This is a genomic window from Sphingomonas sp., assembly GCF_035490575.1.
Classification (GTDB): Bacteria; Pseudomonadota; Alphaproteobacteria; order Sphingomonadales; family Sphingomonadaceae; genus Sphingomonas.
The window spans coordinates 1-16,377 of record NZ_DATJLI010000015.1; the positions used below are offsets into that span (position 1 = coordinate 1).

Consider the following 16,377-nt stretch of genomic DNA (forward strand, 5'->3'; position numbering starts at 1 on the left):
GGTAATTCACATGTCGAAGCGCTCCAGCGCCAAGTATAAACTCGATCGTCGCATGGGCGAGAATATTTGGGGCCGCCCCAAATCGCCCGTCAACAAGCGTGAATATGGTCCCGGCCAGCACGGCCAGCGCCGCAAGGGCAAGGTGTCGGACTTCGGCATCCAGCTGCGCGCCAAGCAGAAGCTCAAGGGCTATTACGGCGACGTCACCGAAAAGCAGTTCAAGGCCGCCTATACCGAGGCATCGCGCATGAAGGGCGATACTTCGCAGAACCTGATCGGTCTGCTGGAACAGCGCCTCGACATGATCGTCTATCGCGCCAAGTTCGCGCCGACGATCTTCGCCGCGCGTCAGATCGTCAATCACGGCCATATCCGTGTCAACGGCGTGAAGTGCAACATCGCCTCGCGCCGCGTGAAGCCGGGTGAGATCATCTCGCTGGGCGACAAGGCCAAGGAAATGGCGCTGGTGGTCGAGGCACAGGGCCTGTCGGAACGCGACATCCCCGATTATGTCACGCCCGACGGCAACGCATCAGTCACGTTCACCCGCGTGCCGACGCTGGACGAAGTGCCCTATCCGGTGAAGATGGAACCGAACCTGGTCGTCGAGTTCTACTCGCGCTGATCGGTCGGCCTTACAGCCACCCGCAAAAAGGGCGGTCCCGGTCGGGGCCGCCCTTTTCGTGTCAGCGTGGCGGCATCGCCGCGCTCAGGAACGCATTGCTCTTGGACAACATGGTCGCGCGGGCGGCGCCGTCCTCAAGATAATGGTCCAGCCCGTCGAACACGACGAGTTCGCTTTTCCGACCCGCCGATTCCAGCCGCGACTGCATCAGGCGCGACTGGGCAACGCCGACATTGTGGTCGACATCGCCGTGGAACATCATCACCGGCGCCTTGAAACGCGCGGCATGGCGGCTGGGCGACCCTTCGACCAGATGCGGACCGGCGCCGATGAAATCGCGGGCCAGACGAAAGTTGGAGAACATGCCCCCTTCGCCGCGCAGGCGCTCCAGATCGGTGACGGGCGCGACGGCGACGATCGCCTTGAACAGATCGGGTTCGACAACCGCCGATTGCAGCGCGGCATAGCCGCCATAGGACCAGCCAAAGATCCCCATGCGCGCGGCGTCGGCCCCTTGCGCGATCAGCCAGCGCCCGGCATCGTTCACATCGCCGATCGCGGTGCGCCAGCCTTGGAAGCCGTTTTCCTGGAACCAGTCCTCCCCATAACCGGCCGATCCGCGGAAATTGGGCTGGAGCACGGCATAGCCCTGAATGGCGAAATATTGCGCCAGCCAGTCGAAACCCCATTCGTCACGCGAGCTTGGCCCCCCATGCGGCATGACCAGCGCGGGCAGCCCCTTCGCGCTGTCCTTGCCCGGCGGCAGGGTGAGGTAACCCGGAATCTTCGTGCCGTCGGCGGCGGGATACGTGACTGGCTGCATCGATGCGAGCTTCAAGCCGTTCAGATGCGGGCGATCGTCGAACAACGCATCCAGCTTTCGCGCCTTGCGGTCGAACAGGTAATAGCGGCCGGGATTATCGTCGGCACCGGCCCAGATCAGCATCAGATTCTCGTCTTCGCCGGAATCGAGGAAGCGGATCAGCGGGGTCTCCGGCAGCGCCTTGGAAAGGCTGGCGGCAAGCGCGTCGAGACCGGCATCGAAATATTTCACCTGCGGCTTGTCGGTGACATAGGTGACTCCGACCATCCGACCGCGCCGCCCAATCCGGGCAAAGCCCGACACGTCCACCTCTGGATGGGCAAAAAGCAGCGTTTCCTTGCCCGATCCGTCCAGCGCCTTGCTATATGCCGCCAGCCTGCCGTTCAGCCGTTTCAGGCCGAACGCCGTGTTGGTTGCGGCATCGACGCCGTAGGGGTCGAAATCCGCCTGATCCAGCATGACGAAGCTGAGCGGCAACCATTCCTTGCCGCCGGACTTGCGATACAGATAAGTCCGGCCTTCAGTGTCATAACCGTTCCCCATTCCGACCTTGGAACGGCCGACGATACGGACATTGCCATTGCCGTCGGAAAAGAATTCACGCGCGCCCGAATCGGCACGCTCGACCGTGCTGAGCTTCATGGTCACCGTATCGAGCGAATCGACGCGATACCCCTGGGTCCGTGCACTCATGCCCGTCCCGCTGACGCTGTCAGCCAGTTGGTAGCGCATCATCAGCACCTGGCCTTCCTCGCCGGGATTCCAGTCGATGACCCGGCCGCTGGAAACCGCGATGCCGGCGCCCTGCGGCATGTCGAGGGCCTTCACGCGACCGCCGTCTGCATCCACCGCAACCATGCGGGTGGAATAGACGATGTCCTGTTCCAGACGGACAACGCCAAACACATTGCACATCATCCGGGACGCGCTGACCCAACGACAGCCGCCAAGCCGGTCTGGCTTGCCGTCCACCTGAGCGATCGGGACCGGTCGGGCATCGACATTTTCCAGATCAAGCACCATCAACATGGCGCCCTGCCCGCCGGTCGGCCGGACAAAGGCCATTTTGCGACCGTCGGGCGACAGGCTGGGCTGCGCCACATCCTCTCGCGCGCCGAACGCCTGCGCCAGTTCAGCATCGGACTGTGCCCATGCGACCGCAGGCATCGCCACCAGCGCAGCCGCCGCCACGCCCGTCATCCAGTTCCGCATCATTCCCCCAACAATCATCTGCCCCCCGGAACTGTGACCAACGCCGCGCGCGGTGGCAAGCGGCCTGCTTGCCGTTCGCGGCGGCAGATGCGACACCGCCCGGCAACGCTTTCCTGTCAAGGACCTGTCGCCATGCGTCACCTGTTCACCCTGCCCCTGTTGTCGCTTGCCCTCGCCGCGCCCGCTGCGGCACAAACGGTGCCGGTCAACCTGTTTCGCGATGCGGTGAGAACGCTGTCGTCCGACGAATATGAAGGGCGCGCGCCGGGCACCGCGGGGGAGGAAAAGACGCTCGCTTTTCTGGTCGAACTGTTTCAGGCGGCGGGGCTGAAGCCCGGCAATCCCAAGGAGCCGAACGGGCCAAGCTGGTTTCAGGACGTGCCGATGGTTGAAATCACCGCGCGCAATGTCAGCCCGCTGACCTTCACCGGTGGCACGGGCGCACCGCAATCGCTGGCCTATGGTCCGCAGATGGTGGTCGGCACCTATCGCGTCACGCCGCGCATCGAAGTAGCGAACTCGGACGTGGTGTTCGTCGGATATGGCATCAACGCGCCCGAACGCGGCTGGAACGACTATGCCGGGCTGGACGTGAAGGGGAAGACCGTCGTCATCCTGGTCAACGATCCCGACTGGTCGATGCCGGGACTGGACGGGCCGTTCGGCGGGCGGGCGATGACCTATTATGGCCGCTGGACCTACAAATATGAGGAAGCCGCGCGGCAGGGCGCCGCCGCCGCGCTGATCGTCCACCAGACCGAACCCGCCGCCTATGGCTGGAACGTCGTCCAGTCGAGCTGGACCGGCGCGCAGCAGGTCGCCGCGACCGAGAATGACGGCGCGGACCAGAGCGCGGCGATCGGCTGGGTCCAGCTGGATCAGGCCAAGGCGCTGTTCGCCCGTGCCGGACAGGATTTCGACAAGCTGGCTGCCGCCGCGCGGCAAAAGGGCTTCAAGCCGGTGCCGCTTGCGGGCGTGGAGGCCAGTGTGAGCTTCGACAATCAGGTCCGCCGCCATGCGTCAAAGAATGTCGTCGGCATCCTGCCCGGCACCACCGCGCCGGACGAGGTCGTGCTCTATACCGCGCATTGGGATCATCTGGGCCAGTGCGAGGCGGCCCCCGATGGCGACAATATCTGCAACGGCGCGATCGACAATGCGACCGGCACCGCTGCGCTGATCGCGATCGCAAAGGCGCAGGCACAGGCGGGGGCGACACCGCGCAGCCAGGTCTATCTGGCGGTGACGGGGGAGGAATCGGGCCTGCTGGGCAGTGATTATTACGGCAAGAACCCGCTCTACCCGCACGCCCGGACGGTGGGCGGCGTCAACATGGACGCGCTGTCGATGGCGGGACCGGCGAAGAATGTCGTCGTCGTGGGTTACGGCAAATCCGACCTTGATGCCTATCTGACCCGCGCCCTGGCGACGCAGGGCCGCGTCGCCAGCCCCGAACCGACGCCCGAAAAGGGCTTCTACTACCGCTCCGACCATTTCAGCCTGGCCAAGCACGGCGTGCCGATGCTGTATTTCGACGGCGGCGACGATCTGGTCGACGGCGGCAAGGCGGCGGGCCAGGCCTATGCCGAAGCCTATGAGGAAAACGCCTATCACGGGCCGAAGGACGAATTCGATCCCAATTGGCGCTGGGACGGCATCCAGCGCGATCTGGACCTGTATTACAGCGTCGGCCGCGCGCTGGCCTCGACCACCGAATGGCCGAACTGGAAGCCGGGTGACGAGTTTCGCAGCCTCCGCGACAAGAGCCGCGCGGGACAGTAAGGCCCCTCGCATGACCGTTCGTTCGCTGTTCGCCACGCGTTTCTATGAGGGCCGTATCGAGGATGCGGCCCTGCTGGCCGAGGTCGAGGCGTCGGCGCTTGCCTTGTCGGGGGAGGACATGGCCGGTCGCCGCTGGTCGCGCGATCATGGCTATCGCGGCTATACCAGCTATGCCTCATTGAACGATCTGCCGGTGCGCGATCCGGCCTTTGCCGACCTGAAGCGCGTGCTCGACCGGCACGTCGCCGCCTTTGCCCGCGAATGCGCGTTCGATCTGGGCGGGCGGCGGCTGAAGCTGGACAGCCTGTGGGTCAATGTCCTGAAACCCGGCGGCACCCATTCGGGCCATATCCACCCGCACAGCGCGGTGTCGGGAACGGCCTATATCGCCGTGCCGCCCGGATCGGGAGCGCTCAAGCTGGAGGACCCGCGCCTGCCGATGCTGATGGCCGCCCCCGGCCGCACGACGGACGCGGCGGAGGATCTGCGCCCCTTTATCTATGCCGAACCGTCGGTGGGCAGCGTATTCCTGTGGGAAAGCTGGCTGCGCCACGAAGTCACGCCCAATCAGGCGAAATCGGACCGGATCAGCGTCAGCTTCAACTACCGCGCATGAACCGGCGCTCGGCGGCGTCCAGCGCGGCGCTGGCGGCGCGTTCGCCGATCCAGCCGATGGCCGCGCCCGCGATCACGTCGCTCAGGAAATGTTTGCAGCGCGGCACCTGGATCAGCGCAACCGACAGCGCCAGCAACCGCATCGGCGGGGCCAGCGCGGGCGCGTCGCGTGCGACCGCCTCTGCCACGGCCACTGCGCCCGCCGTGTGGCCGGAGGGGAAGGACGACAATTCATGCGTGTCGCTGTCGCCCGCCTCCATGCGATAGCCATTGTCGATCGCCTCGTCGGGCCGGGTGCGGTCGACCGATCGCTTGATGACGGTCTTGATCCCCGTTGCAAGTGCATGCGCCGCCAGCATCCGTGCGCCGGCGCGCGCCACGCCCCGGTTGCGTGCCGACAGGCCCGCGATCAGCACTGCAGCCGATATGGCGATCAGCGGCGGCTGGTCGGCGATCTCGCTCCAATATCCGGCCTGTTTCACTTCCGGCCGGTGCCGCTGGTCGGCCAGCGCGGCCGTGACCTTCAGGTCAACTCGCTCCACTGCCGCCACCGCGTCCGCCGCGCGCTTGCCCATGCTGGTCATCGCACTCAAACGCGCTGCTGGCCGCTCGGCTCCGGCTGATGCTGGAAAAGCGCGGCATGACGCGCTAACGACGCCGCCATCACGGGCGCGCGCGCCTTTTCAATTCAGATCAGGATCACGTCATGGGTTTTCGCTGCGGTATCGTCGGCCTGCCGAATGTGGGCAAATCGACGCTGTTCAACGCGCTCACCGAAACCGCGGCGGCACAGGCGGCCAATTACCCGTTCTGCACGATCGAGCCGAATGTCGGCAATGTCGCCGTTCCCGACGAACGCCTGGAAAAACTGGCTGAAATCGCCAAGTCGGCCAAGGTGATCGAAACGCAGCTCGGCTTTGTCGACATCGCCGGACTGGTGCGCGGCGCGTCAAAGGGCGAAGGGCTGGGCAACCAGTTTCTGGGCAATATCCGCGAAGTCGATGCGATCGTCCATGTGCTGCGCTGTTTCGAGAATGACGACATCCAGCATGTCGACAACAAGGTCGACCCCATCGCCGACGCCGAAACGGTCGAAACCGAACTGATGCTCTCCGACCTCGAAAGCCTGGAAAAGCGGGTGCCCAATCTGGTCAAGAAGGGGCAGCAGGGCGACAAGGAGGCCAAGGCAGCCGCCGCCGTGCTGGGCCGCGCGCTGGACCTGCTGCGCGACGGCAAGCCCGCGCGCCTGACCGTCGCGGCCGACCCCGACGAAGCGCGCCATCTGGAACAGGCGCAATTGCTGACCGGCAAGCCCGTCCTTTACGTCTGCAACGTGAACGAGGAGGACGCCGCGAACGGCAACGCCTATTCGGCGCGCGTGTTCGAGAAGGCGAAGGTTGAGGGCGCCGAGGCCGTCGTGGTCTCCGCCGCGATCGAGGCGGAGATCGCGACGATGCCGGCCGAGGACCGGCCTGAGTTCCTGTCCGAACTGGGTCTGACCGAAACCGGCCTCGCCCGCGTCATCCGCGCGGGCTACACGCTGCTCAACCTGCAAACCTTCTTCACCGTCGGGCCGAAGGAAGCGCGCGCCTGGACCGTCGAGGTCGGCGCCAAGGCCCCGCAGGCGGCCGGAGAGATCCACTCCGACTTCGAACGCGGCTTCATCCGGGCCGAGACCATCGCGTTCGAAGATTATATCCGCCTCGGCGGTGAAGCGGGCGCGCGCGAAGCGGGCAAGCTGCGTCAGGAGGGCAAGGAATATGTCGTGCAGGACGGCGACGTGATGCTGTTCCGCTTCAACGTGTAGGCCGACAAGCACCTGTAACAATTGCCCTCCATGGGCAGACGGATGAAAATGCTTCCCCGCCTCCTCGCCCTTGGCGCGCTCGCTGTTTTGCAGGCGTGCATGACGCCGCCCGTGACCGCGCCGTCGACCCATGCCGCGCCCGCCGGACAACGCGCGCCCGTCACCATCCTGGTGTCGATCGACGGCTTTCGCCCCGACTATCTCGACCGGGGCGACACGCCGGTGCTGTCGCGACTGGCGGCTGAGGGCGCGCGCGGGTCGATGCAGCCGTCCTTCCCGACCAAGACCTTCCCCAATCACTATGCGATCGCGACCGGGCTGCACCCCGACCGCAACGGCATCGTCGGCAACCGGATGGAAGACCCCCGCCGCCCCGGCGAGACGTTCACCATGGCGAATGTCGATCCCTTCTGGTGGGATCAGGCCGAACCGCTCTGGGTCACGGCCGAAAAGGCCGATATCCGATCGGCGACGATGTTTTGGCCGGGATCGAACGCCCCGGTCCACGGCACCTATCCCAGCGACTGGCAGCAATTCGCACAGGCGCTGCCCGAGGCGAACCGGGTGCAGGCGATCATCGACTGGCTGCGCCGCCCCGCCGACACGCGCCCGGCCTTCCTGACGCTGTATTTCGATACCGTCGACACCGCCGGCCATCGTTTCGGTCCCGATTCGCCGGAGGTGCGCGCCGCGATGCGCGGCGTCGACACGCGGATTGGCGAGTTGATGGCGGGGCTGGCGACCTTGGGCCAGCCCGCCAACCTGATCGTCACTGCCGATCATGGCATGATCGCGGTCGACGCCAGCCGCACCATCGATCTTTACAGCGTCGTGCCCCAATCGGCGGTGCAGGTGGTCGAGGATGGTCCCTATGCCGCGTTCAATGCCGTGCCGGGACAGGAAGCACAGGTGCGCGCCGCCATCGCCCGCCCCGCGCCGCACATGCAGTGCTGGGAAAAGGGCAAGCTGCCCGAACGGCTCGCTTATGGCCGCAACCCCCGCGTGCCCGCCTTCATCTGCATCGCCGAAAGCGGATGGATGATCCTGTCGCGACCGCCGCAACACCCGATCCGCGGCGGCGCGCATGGCTATGACAATGCCGACCCGCTGATGCGCGCGGGGCTGGTGGCCCATGGCCCCGCCTTTCGCGCCGGACAGACGGTGGATGGCCGCAATGTCGATGTCTATGCGCTGGTCCGCCAGTTGATCGGCCTGCCACCCGCCAGCGGCGTCGATGGCCGCATCGCACCTTTTGCAACAGCGCTGCGTGATTAGGGCTTGCCGCGCAACCGTTTCAAACCGAAACTGGTCGCCATGCGCTATTTCGAGGATCTGACCGTCGGAGAGAAGGCCGCGTTCGGCCATTATGTCGTGTCACGCGACGAAGTGGTCGATTTCGCGCGCCGTTACGATCCCCAGCCCTTCCACCTGTCGGACGAAGGTGCGGCGGCCACGCATTTCGGACGGTTGGCGGCCAGTGGCTGGCACAGCTGCGCGATGACGATGGCGATGCTGGTCGAGCATATGAAAAACGACCCGCAAGCCGCACTGGGCGCGGGCGGGGTCGACGAACTGCGATGGCTGAAACCCGTCTATCCGGGCGATACGTTACGGTGCGAGACCGAACTGCTTGACAAGCGCCAGTCGGAAAGCAAGCCCGGCATCGGATTTATCCGCAGCCGCATGACCGCCTATAACCAGCATGACGAGCCGGTGCTCAGCTTCATCGCCAACGCATTGATCCGCGTGCGGGGCGAGGATAAAGGCCCCCGCCCCGTCGGGTCGGATTAGCGCGGTCGGCGCCACCCCCGGCGGTCGCCACGGTTCTCCCGCCGTAACTGGCGCGTGTCGCGGCGATATTCCTGGCGATAGGCACGCCGGTCGGCGCGGCGCTCGGCGCGGAACTCAGGGCGGCTGACGTTGCCCTGCCGGAACGCCCGGCGATCGCCGCGGCGATCCTGGCGGAACGCACGATTGTCGACCCGGCGGTCACGCCGGAAGTCACGCCAGTTATTGGCGATACGCGGATTGCCGCGCCACCCCCGACGTCGCCCTTCCCAATAACGCTGTTGCGCGCCGTTCCAGCGGAACGGGCGACGATTCACATCATAGACGTAATAACCGGTGCCGGGATAATAGAAGCCGTTGTTCCAGCCCCAATAAGACGATCCGATCCCACCGCCGGCCAGATAAGGGTCATCATAATATGCCGCGCCATAGCCGGCGTTGATACCGCCATAACCATAGCCGTAATCACTGCACGCCGACAGTCCAAGTGCGGCCGCAACCGCGATACCGGCGATTTTCACTTGCCTCGAAAACATCCTGAGCCTCCTCGTTACGCAGGAGTGATGGCTCAATAGACCCGATTCGTCTTGAATAGGGGGTGAACCACCGCAACGCTTGCGAAGCGCGCCGTGTTGCCGATGGTTCCGGGCTGGTCCGTCAGTGGCCGGGGAACGCCACCAGCGCCTGCACGTCGATCCCGTCCTGCGCCAGCGCCGCCGCGCCGCCCAGATCGGGCAGGTCGATGACGAACGCCGCCTGTTCGACCACTGCACCTGCCTTGCGGATCAGGCGCACCGCCGCGCGTGCCGTGCCGCCGGTGGCGATCAGGTCATCGACCAGCAGCACGCGGGCACCCGGCGCACAGGCATCGGCATGCATCGCGATCCGGTCGGTGCCGTATTCCAGCGCGTAATCCTCGGCGATGGTCGCACCGGGCAGCTTGCCGTCCTTGCGGATCAGCAGCACGCCCGCCCCCAGCCGCAGCGCCAGGGCTGGCGCAAACACGAACCCCCGCGCCTCGATCCCGGCGACCAGATCGACCGGGCCCTTGATCCGCGCTGCCATCGTCTCGACCGACAGGCGCAGCCCTTCGGGATCGAGCAGCAGCGTCGTGATGTCGCGAAACTGGATGCCGGGCTTGGGAAAGTCCGGGATCGTGCGGATCAGGCTGGCAAGGCGTTCGGCGGGATCGGTCATCGCAGCTTTCCAAACAAAAGGCCCCGGAGTCGATGGCGACTCCGGGGCCGGTATCCGTCGGCAGGCGCGCCGATCAATGCTTCACGTTGCGCCACACACTCTTGTACGCGCCCCAGGTCAGGGCGATGAAGATGATGAGGAAGATGACCGACGCCAGACCCGCCTGATGGCGCGCCTCCAGCTTCGGCTCGGCCGTCCAGACGAGGAACGCGGTCACGTCCTTGGCCATCTGGTCCACCGTCGCGGCAGTGCCGTCGGCATAAGTCACCTGACCGTCGCTGGTGATCGGCTGCGGCATCGCCAGGTTCAGCGTCGGGAAATAGGGGTTGTGGTGCAACCCCTCCGGCACGGTGAAGTTCGGGAACTCGCGCTTCAACTCGGCCGACGGCTCCTGATAGCCGGTCAGCAGCGAATAAAGGTAGCTCGCGCCATCGGGCCGCGCCTTGGTCAGCAGCGACAGGTCGGGCGGGATCGCATTGTTGTTCGCCGCGCGCGCCGCCACTTCATTGGCATAGACCTTGGGAAACTTGTCCGAAGGCAGGTTCTTGCGCGTGGCCGCCTCACCCGTCTCCGGGTTTACGCCGGGCTGCTCGATCACCCACTGGTCGGCGATCGCCTTTACCTCGGCTTCGGTATAGCCCAGCGCCGACAGATCGCGGAATGCCACCAGGTCGATCGAGTGACAGGCGGCGCAAACTTCCTTGAAGACCTGGAAGCCGCGTTGCAGCTGCTGGCGGTCGAACTTGCCCAACATGCCGTTGGAGGCGAGGTCGACATGCTTTGGCGACAGGTGGAACTCGTGCTCGGCGGTCGGTGCCTCGGCCTCGGTCGTGATCGTGCCGAACAGGCCGAGCAGGAGGACAAAGGCAAAGCCCAGCCCGATAAGCGGTGCGATGATGCGGGTCATGTGTTCGCCCTTGTCCTTATTCGGCCGGCATCGGGTTGGGACTGCCCTCGATCGCGCTGTGGGTCGGGGCGGTGCCGCCCTTGCCCTTCAGCACGGCCTCGGTAATCGAATTGGGGACCGGCTTGGGCCGCTCGGTCGCCGAGACGATCGGCAGGATGACGAGGAAGTGGAGGAAGTAATAAGCGGTGGTGATCTGCCCGATCAGCACGTTCCACTTGTTCGCTTCCGCACCCCCGACATAGCCCAGTATCAGCACGTCGACGAGCAGGATCATCAGGAACATGCGATAACGCGGGCGATGGTTCGCCGTGCGCGCCGGCGACGTGTCCAGCCAAGGCAGGAAGAACAGCAGCAGGATCGAGCCGAACATCGCCAGCACGCCCCACAGCTTGGCGGGCAGGATGAAGTCGACGGTGAACGACTTCAGGATCGCGTAGAAGGGCAGGAAATACCATTCCGGCACGATGTGCGCGGGCGTCGAGAGCGGGTTGGCCGGAATGTAGTTGTCCGGATGCCCCAGCAGGTTCGGCTGGAAGAACAGGAAGAACGCGAACACCAGCAGGAACACGCCCACGCCGACGCCGTCCTTGGCCGTGTAATAGGGGTGGAACGGCACAGTATCCTGCGGCCCCTTCACTTCCACGCCCGCCGGGTTGGACGAGCCGGGAATGTGCAGCGCCCAGATGTGCAGGATGATGACGCCCGCGATCACGAACGGCATCAGATAGTGGAGCGAGAAGAAGCGGTTCAGCGCAGCGGCGTCGGGGGCGTATCCGCCCAGCAGCCAGATGCGGATCGTGTCGCCGACCACCGGAATGGCGGAGAAGAAGCCGGTGATGACCTGCGCGCCCCAGAAGCTCATCTGGCCCCATGGCAGCACATAGCCCATGAAGGCCGTGGCCATCATCAGCAGGAAGATGACGACACCCAGCAACCACACCATTTCGCGCGGCGCCTTGTAGGAGCCGTAATATAGCCCGCGGGCGATGTGGATATAGACGACGATGAAGAACATCGACGCGCCGTTGGCGTGCGCGTAACGCAGGAACCAGCCCGCATTCACGTCGCGCATGATCGCTTCGACCGAGAAGAAGGCGGTGTTCGCGTCGGTCGAATAATGCATCGCCAGCACGATGCCGGTGACGATCTGGATCGCGAGCGCGGCACCCGCCAGCACGCCGAAGTTCCAGAAATAATTGAGGTTGCGCGGCACCGGATAACCGGCACCGACGGCGTTATAGACGAGGCGCGGGAGCGGCAGGCGGTCGTCCAGCCACTTCATGACCGGCGCCTTCGGCTCGTATTGCTTGGCCCAGGGGAAGCTCATCTGTCAGTTTCCTCCTCAGCCGACCACGATCGTCGTGTCGGTGGAAAACGAATATTCGGGCACCGCCAGGTTGGTCGGCGCCGGGCCGGAGCGGATGCGACCGGCGGTGTCATAGGCCGACCCGTGGCACGGGCAGAAATAGCCGCCGAACGGCCCCTTGTTCTCCCCCTCGCCCGCGCCCAGCGGCACGCAGCCCAGGTGCGTGCAAACCCCCAGCGTCACCAGCCAGTTCGACTTGCCCTCCTTGGTGCGCTCCGCCAGCGTCTGCGGATCGCGCAGGTCGGTGGCGGGCGTCGCGTTGGCCGCGTCGATCTCCGCCTGGGTCAGGTTGCGAACGAACAGCGGCTGCTTGCGAAAGCTGGCCTTGATCGACTGGCCCGGCTGGATCGCCGACAGGTCGACCTCGGTCGTGGACAGCGCCAGCACGTCGGCCGACGGGTTCATCGAGTTGATGAGCGGCAGCGCGATCACGCCCGCCCCGACGCCGGCAAAGGCGACGGCGCCGATCGCCATATAGTCGCGTCGCCGGGGATCGGCGACCGTATCGTCATAGCCTTGGGGCGATTCGCCCGGCGGGACCATATTGTCAGCGCTTGCCATGCATCAGCCCTTGAAATCTTTTGTCGTTGCCACCCATTTCCGAAAAGTCCCCCCGAACGGGCGTCGGACGGAATGGGCGCACGCACGGCTCGGCTCCGAAACCGGGCGCTCGGCCTGATAGACATGGCAGGCCCCGTTTGCCAACTCCCCTTTTGGCCATCCCCATCTTAATCCGGAGCAATATTGCGTGCGTATCGCCCTGTATCAGCCCGATATCGCCGGCAATGTCGGCACCATCCTGCGTCTGGGTGCCTGTCTGGGCATCGGTATCGACCTGATCGAACCGATGGGTTTCCCCTTTGGGGCGCGGGCAATGGCGCGGTCGGGGATGGATTATGCCGATGCCGTGGACGTGCAGCGCCATGCCGACTGGGACGCGTTTCTGGCGCATGTGTCGGGCCGCATCGTGCTGGCGACGACCCGGGGCGCGATCCGGCTCGACGCCGCGCGGTTCGAGGCGGGCGATATCCTGCTGTTCGGCAGCGAGGGCGCGGGCGTGCCCGACCACGTTCACACCCGCGCCGACCTGCGCGTGCGCGTGCCCATGGCCGCGGGGATGCGGTCCCTGAATGTCGCGGTCAGCGCCGGCATCGTCGCGGCGGAAGCACTGCGACAGACCGGGGGGTGGCCGCGCGGGTAAGGCGGGCAGGACAATTCGTCCGCTTGCGCCCGCCCGCCCGGTGCCGGATAGAGCGGCCATGCCACCGCTCGACGATCAGCAAACCGCCGCCCGCACCTGGTTCGAGACATTGCGCGACCGCATCTGCGCCGCGTTCGAAGCGATCGAGCGCGAGGCCGGATCGGACGCGACGTTTGACTATACCGCGTGGGATCGCACCGATCCGTCGGGCGGACCCGGCGGTGGCGGGGTGCGCGGCGTGATGAAGGGCCGGGTGTTTGAAAAGGTCGGCGTCAACGTGTCCACCGTGGGCGGCACGTTCGAGGGCGATTTCGCGCGCTCGATCCACGGCGCGGGCGACGATCCGCGCTTTTTCGCGACGGGCATCAGTTTGGTCGCGCACATGACCAATCCGCACGTCCCCGCCGTCCACATGAACACGCGGTTTCTGGCGACGACCAAGCGCTGGTTCGGGGGCGGTGCCGACCTGAACCCGCCCATTCCCTATGACGAGGACACCGCCGGCTTCCACGGCATGTTCAAGGCCGCGTGCGACGCGCATGACGGCGAATATTATGCGCGGTTCAAGGCATGGGCCGACGATTATTTCTGGATTCCCCACCGACAGGTCCATCGCGGGGTCGGCGGCATTTTCTATGACCATCTGGAAAATGATTTTGACCGCGATTTTGCGTTCACCCGCGCGGTTGGGGAGGCGTTCCTTGCCGCCTATCCGCCCATCGTGCGGCGGCGGATGGACACGCCCTTCACCGATGCCGATCGCGCGCGGCAACTGGCGTGGCGGGGGCGCTATGCCGAGTTCAACCTCGTTTATGATCGCGGCACATTGTTCGGGTTGAAGACGGGCGGCAACATCGACGCCATCCTGATGAGCCTGCCGCCGCTCGCCACCTGGGAATAGGTGGTGGGGCTGATCCCGGTGCCCGACGGCCATGTCGCCGCGGTCGTGACGACGCTGGAGATGCGCGAGCGTCCCCGCGCCCGGCCGATGCCGCCGTCGCAACTGCGGCTGGTGCGCTGGAACGCGCCCGATCCGGCGAAGTATCGTGCATTGTTCACGCGCGTCGGCGGCCCATGGCTTTGGTATTCGCGGCTGGCGATGGACGATGCGCGGCTGATCGCCCTTACCCACCGTCCCGAAACGCAGGTCCAGGTCGCGACCGACCGGGCGGGCGTGGAGATCGGGCTGCTTGAGCTGACGCACACCGCGCCCGATCAGTGCATGATCGACTATTTCGGGCTGGTCCCCGAACTGACCGGGGCGGGCCATGGGCGCTGGATGATGGCGATGGCCATGGCGCTGGCATGGCGTCCGGAGGTGACATGCGTGCGCGTCAACACCTGCACGCTCGACCACCCGTCAGCGCTCAACTTCTACCGCGCGCAGGGGTTCGAGGCGGTCGGCCGGGCGGTCGAGACCTTTGCCGACCCGCGCCTGATCGGCGTGCTCGACGAAGCCCTCGCGCCTCAGGTGCCGTTGCTCAAACGACGATAGACGATGATCTTGACCAGCAGCGTCAGGGTCCATGCCAGCGTCGCGCCAAGCGCCGCGATGCCGTTGAAGAACAGATGACCGACCGCGCTGTCCACCCCGGCCATGACCAGCGCACCGTCGAAACCGCCCGCGATCGTGACGATGACCTGCCCCGCCAGGAACGGCACCGCCGCCGCGATGAAGCACCACCAGCCGCGCCCGCGCGTCAGCTCGATTGAGCGCGCAATCGCCTCGACCGGAGAACGCCGCTCGGCCGCGATCACCGCGCCGACCAGGAAGAAGCGGCCGATCAGATACAGCGCGGGGACGATCAACAGCGCGCTGACCGTCAGCGCCGCCAGCGTCAGGATCGACGCCAGCGCAAAGCTGAGCAGACGCGGCGCGATCAGCCGGAACGCCTCGCCCAGCGTCGGGCGGCTCGGTGCCAGAAACAGCGTGTAGAGCAGGATCGCACCCACCAGCTGCACCGCATTGGCGCCGATGATCGCCCCGGCATTGTCGCGGGCATAGGTCAGCAGCGCGTCGAGCGCGGCATCGCTGCCGGGGTCGGCGGGCGGCGGCGCTTCGGGCAGCATCAGCAACAAGGCGAGCGAGGGCACGAAATAGAACAGCCCCGCCAGCGGCATCACCAGCGACCGTTCGGCACGCCAGATCGCCCCTGCCGCGGCAAGGACCTGCGACAGTTTCACGCGATGATTTCCCCCGGCCCGACGCCGTCGACCGACGTGAGGGCGGCATAGAGTTTGCCGACGAATGCGCCTTGCACCAGCGTCAGCAGCGTGGCGACGACCGCCACTGCCGCCGCGACCAGCACCGTGCCGATGCCGATCCCCGGCGTATCGCCCGACACCAGCGCACCGGCCAGGCCCGCGACCGCGCTGACCGCCATCGTCGAAATGCCCGCGACCAGGCCATAGAGCAACAGCACGCCGACCAGCCGCAAGCCATGGCCGCGCGTCAGCCGCCATGCGCGCCCGATCGACTTCACGCCCAGCCGTTCGGCAAGGATGACCGGCACCAGCACCAACAGTCGCGCCGACACCCACAGCGACACGATCGACAGGGTAAGGCCGTAGGCCAGCAGCAGCATCGCCGTGCCGCCGCTCATTTCGGGCATGGTCGACTCGGTCGCGGCCAGTCGTGTCATATCGACGCCCCCCGCCGCCAGGATCAGCGCCAGCGGCACGACCAGCGCGACCGCGATCGCCAGCAACAACAGCGTCAGGCCAACGATGACCGGCAACCGCCGCCCCGCATGGGCGACCGCCTCACCGGGTCGCGACACCCGCATCGCCAGCGCGCTGATCGCCGCCCCGCCCCACAGGGTCAGCAGCGCAAAGGCGATCGCGGCGATGCCCGTGGCGGCCGACATCGCGGTCGGCTGTCCCGCGACGGCGCCGTCGGCAATACCGCTCAGCAGGTTGGGTAGAAAGATCAACCCCACCGCGACCGGAAACCAGCGCGCGGCGTCGTCGCGCAGGAAATCGCTGGTGCGGTCCCAGACGCCTGTCATCTTGACCATCGCCGCACGCGCCCTCACTTGACGGCATCGGACCTGT

At 66.0% G+C, this 16,377-nt stretch carries 18 protein-coding genes; 9 read left to right on the forward strand and 9 right to left on the reverse strand.

Features of this window, described 5'->3' with window-relative positions; translation table 11 throughout:
- Window positions 1-10: 10 nt before the first annotated feature.
- On the forward strand, window positions 11-625 hold the full coding sequence (gene rpsD, locus VL973_RS00895) for a 30S ribosomal protein S4 (protein WP_325282184.1): 615 nt from the start codon (window positions 11-13) through the stop codon (window positions 623-625).
- A 61-nt stretch (window positions 626-686) separates the two neighbouring features.
- Here rpsD and VL973_RS00900 read toward each other — a convergent pair whose 3' ends face one another.
- Window positions 687-2,660: an alpha/beta hydrolase family protein gene (locus VL973_RS00900; protein ID WP_325282153.1), complete on the reverse strand. Its 1,974-nt coding sequence runs from the start codon at window positions 2,658-2,660 to the stop codon at window positions 687-689.
- Window positions 2,661-2,792: 132 nt separating this feature from the next.
- On the opposite strand from VL973_RS00900, the gene VL973_RS00905 reads away from it, so the two are divergent.
- Window positions 2,793-4,442, forward strand: a complete 1,650-nt coding sequence (locus VL973_RS00905) for a M28 family peptidase (protein ID WP_325282154.1) — start codon at window positions 2,793-2,795, stop codon at window positions 4,440-4,442.
- Window positions 4,443-4,452: 10 nt separating this feature from the next.
- On the forward strand, window positions 4,453-5,058 hold the full coding sequence (locus tag VL973_RS00910; RefSeq protein WP_325282155.1) for a TIGR02466 family protein: 606 nt from the start codon (window positions 4,453-4,455) through the stop codon (window positions 5,056-5,058).
- On the opposite strand, the gene VL973_RS00915 is transcribed toward VL973_RS00910, so the two are convergent.
- Window positions 5,042-5,641 carry a phosphatase PAP2 family protein gene (locus VL973_RS00915; RefSeq protein ID WP_325282156.1) on the reverse strand — a complete coding sequence of 200 codons (600 nt, stop codon included), beginning with the start codon at window positions 5,639-5,641 and terminating at the stop codon, window positions 5,042-5,044. The genes VL973_RS00910 and VL973_RS00915 overlap by 17 nt on opposite strands.
- Before the next feature lie 122 nt (window positions 5,642-5,763).
- Here VL973_RS00915 and ychF point away from each other — a divergent pair, with 122 nt between their 5' ends.
- Genes ychF through VL973_RS00930 form a run of 3 tightly spaced genes read left to right on the forward strand, consistent with a single transcriptional unit; the run spans window position 5,764 to window position 8,655 of the window.
- Window positions 5,764-6,864 carry a redox-regulated ATPase YchF gene (ychF, locus tag VL973_RS00920; protein ID WP_325282157.1) on the forward strand — a complete coding sequence of 367 codons (1,101 nt, stop codon included), beginning with the start codon at window positions 5,764-5,766 and terminating at the stop codon, window positions 6,862-6,864.
- Window positions 6,865-6,906: 42 nt separating this feature from the next.
- A complete protein-coding gene (locus VL973_RS00925; protein WP_325282158.1) occupies window positions 6,907-8,139 on the forward strand; it encodes an alkaline phosphatase family protein in 1,233 nt (410 codons plus the stop codon).
- 39 nt (window positions 8,140-8,178) lie between these two features.
- Window positions 8,179-8,655 (forward strand): MaoC family dehydratase, encoded by a 477-nt coding sequence (locus VL973_RS00930; protein WP_325282185.1) that lies wholly within the window; start codon window positions 8,179-8,181, stop codon window positions 8,653-8,655.
- On the opposite strand, the gene VL973_RS00935 is transcribed toward VL973_RS00930, so the two are convergent.
- From VL973_RS00935 to petA, 5 genes are all read right to left on the reverse strand, one after another.
- A complete protein-coding gene (locus VL973_RS00935; RefSeq protein ID WP_325282159.1) occupies window positions 8,652-9,188 on the reverse strand; it encodes a hypothetical protein in 537 nt (178 codons plus the stop codon). The two genes, VL973_RS00930 and VL973_RS00935, sit on opposite strands and share 4 nt — an antisense overlap.
- 121 nt (window positions 9,189-9,309) lie before the next feature.
- Entirely contained in the window at window positions 9,310-9,849 is a 540-nt protein-coding gene (locus VL973_RS00940) for an adenine phosphoribosyltransferase (RefSeq protein ID WP_325282160.1), read from the reverse strand.
- 73 nt (window positions 9,850-9,922) lie between these two features.
- The gene (locus tag VL973_RS00945; RefSeq protein WP_325282161.1) at window positions 9,923-10,756 is read right to left on the reverse strand and encodes a cytochrome c1; all 834 of its coding nucleotides are present in this window, start codon (window positions 10,754-10,756) and stop codon (window positions 9,923-9,925) included.
- A 16-nt stretch (window positions 10,757-10,772) separates the two neighbouring features.
- Complete coding sequence (locus VL973_RS00950) at window positions 10,773-12,083, reverse strand: cytochrome b (protein ID WP_325282162.1); 1,311 nt, start codon at window positions 12,081-12,083, stop codon at window positions 10,773-10,775.
- A 15-nt stretch (window positions 12,084-12,098) separates the two neighbouring features.
- Window positions 12,099-12,665, reverse strand: a complete 567-nt coding sequence (petA, locus tag VL973_RS00955) for a ubiquinol-cytochrome c reductase iron-sulfur subunit (RefSeq protein ID WP_325282186.1) — start codon at window positions 12,663-12,665, stop codon at window positions 12,099-12,101.
- A 205-nt stretch (window positions 12,666-12,870) separates the two neighbouring features.
- Between petA and VL973_RS00960 the strand changes: the two genes are divergently transcribed.
- The 3 genes from VL973_RS00960 to VL973_RS00970 are packed head-to-tail and all read left to right on the forward strand — an operon-like array spanning window position 12,871 to window position 14,818.
- Window positions 12,871-13,323, forward strand: a complete 453-nt coding sequence (locus tag VL973_RS00960; RefSeq protein ID WP_325282163.1) for a tRNA (cytidine(34)-2'-O)-methyltransferase — start codon at window positions 12,871-12,873, stop codon at window positions 13,321-13,323.
- 58 nt (window positions 13,324-13,381) lie between these two features.
- Window positions 13,382-14,224, forward strand: coding sequence for an oxygen-dependent coproporphyrinogen oxidase (gene hemF, locus VL973_RS00965; RefSeq protein WP_325282164.1), 843 nt, complete (start codon window positions 13,382-13,384; stop codon window positions 14,222-14,224).
- 3 nt (window positions 14,225-14,227) lie between these two features.
- A complete protein-coding gene (locus VL973_RS00970; RefSeq protein WP_325282165.1) occupies window positions 14,228-14,818 on the forward strand; it encodes a GNAT family N-acetyltransferase in 591 nt (196 codons plus the stop codon).
- Here VL973_RS00970 and VL973_RS00975 read toward each other — a convergent pair.
- The gene (locus VL973_RS00975; protein ID WP_325282166.1) at window positions 14,791-15,507 is read right to left on the reverse strand and encodes a hypothetical protein; all 717 of its coding nucleotides are present in this window, start codon (window positions 15,505-15,507) and stop codon (window positions 14,791-14,793) included. The genes VL973_RS00970 and VL973_RS00975 overlap by 28 nt on opposite strands.
- Window positions 15,504-16,340: a hypothetical protein gene (locus tag VL973_RS00980; protein ID WP_325282167.1), complete on the reverse strand. Its 837-nt coding sequence runs from the start codon at window positions 16,338-16,340 to the stop codon at window positions 15,504-15,506. Before VL973_RS00980 ends, VL973_RS00975 begins: the two co-directional genes overlap by 4 nt.
- Window positions 16,341-16,377 lie beyond the last annotated feature (37 nt).

Coding starts and splice junctions, on each gene's coding strand:
- rpsD (WP_325282184.1), top strand. CDS start 11: ATGTCGAAGCGCTCCAGCGCCAAGTATAAACTCGATCGTCGCATGGGC.
- VL973_RS00900 (WP_325282153.1), bottom strand. CDS start 2,660: ATGCGGAACTGGATGACGGGCGTGGCGGCGGCTGCGCTGGTGGCGATG.
- VL973_RS00905 (WP_325282154.1), top strand. CDS start 2,793: ATGCGTCACCTGTTCACCCTGCCCCTGTTGTCGCTTGCCCTCGCCGCG.
- VL973_RS00910 (WP_325282155.1), top strand. CDS start 4,453: ATGACCGTTCGTTCGCTGTTCGCCACGCGTTTCTATGAGGGCCGTATC.
- VL973_RS00915 (WP_325282156.1), bottom strand. CDS start 5,641: ATGACCAGCATGGGCAAGCGCGCGGCGGACGCGGTGGCGGCAGTGGAG.
- ychF (WP_325282157.1), top strand. CDS start 5,764: ATGGGTTTTCGCTGCGGTATCGTCGGCCTGCCGAATGTGGGCAAATCG.
- VL973_RS00925 (WP_325282158.1), top strand. CDS start 6,907: ATGAAAATGCTTCCCCGCCTCCTCGCCCTTGGCGCGCTCGCTGTTTTG.
- VL973_RS00930 (WP_325282185.1), top strand. CDS start 8,179: ATGCGCTATTTCGAGGATCTGACCGTCGGAGAGAAGGCCGCGTTCGGC.
- VL973_RS00935 (WP_325282159.1), bottom strand. CDS start 9,188: ATGTTTTCGAGGCAAGTGAAAATCGCCGGTATCGCGGTTGCGGCCGCA.
- VL973_RS00940 (WP_325282160.1), bottom strand. CDS start 9,849: ATGACCGATCCCGCCGAACGCCTTGCCAGCCTGATCCGCACGATCCCG.
- VL973_RS00945 (WP_325282161.1), bottom strand. CDS start 10,756: ATGACCCGCATCATCGCACCGCTTATCGGGCTGGGCTTTGCCTTTGTC.
- VL973_RS00950 (WP_325282162.1), bottom strand. CDS start 12,083: ATGAGCTTCCCCTGGGCCAAGCAATACGAGCCGAAGGCGCCGGTCATG.
- petA (WP_325282186.1), bottom strand. CDS start 12,665: ATGGTCCCGCCGGGCGAATCGCCCCAAGGCTATGACGATACGGTCGCC.
- hemF (WP_325282164.1), top strand. CDS start 13,382: ATGCCACCGCTCGACGATCAGCAAACCGCCGCCCGCACCTGGTTCGAG.
- VL973_RS00980 (WP_325282167.1), bottom strand. CDS start 16,340: ATGGTCAAGATGACAGGCGTCTGGGACCGCACCAGCGATTTCCTGCGC.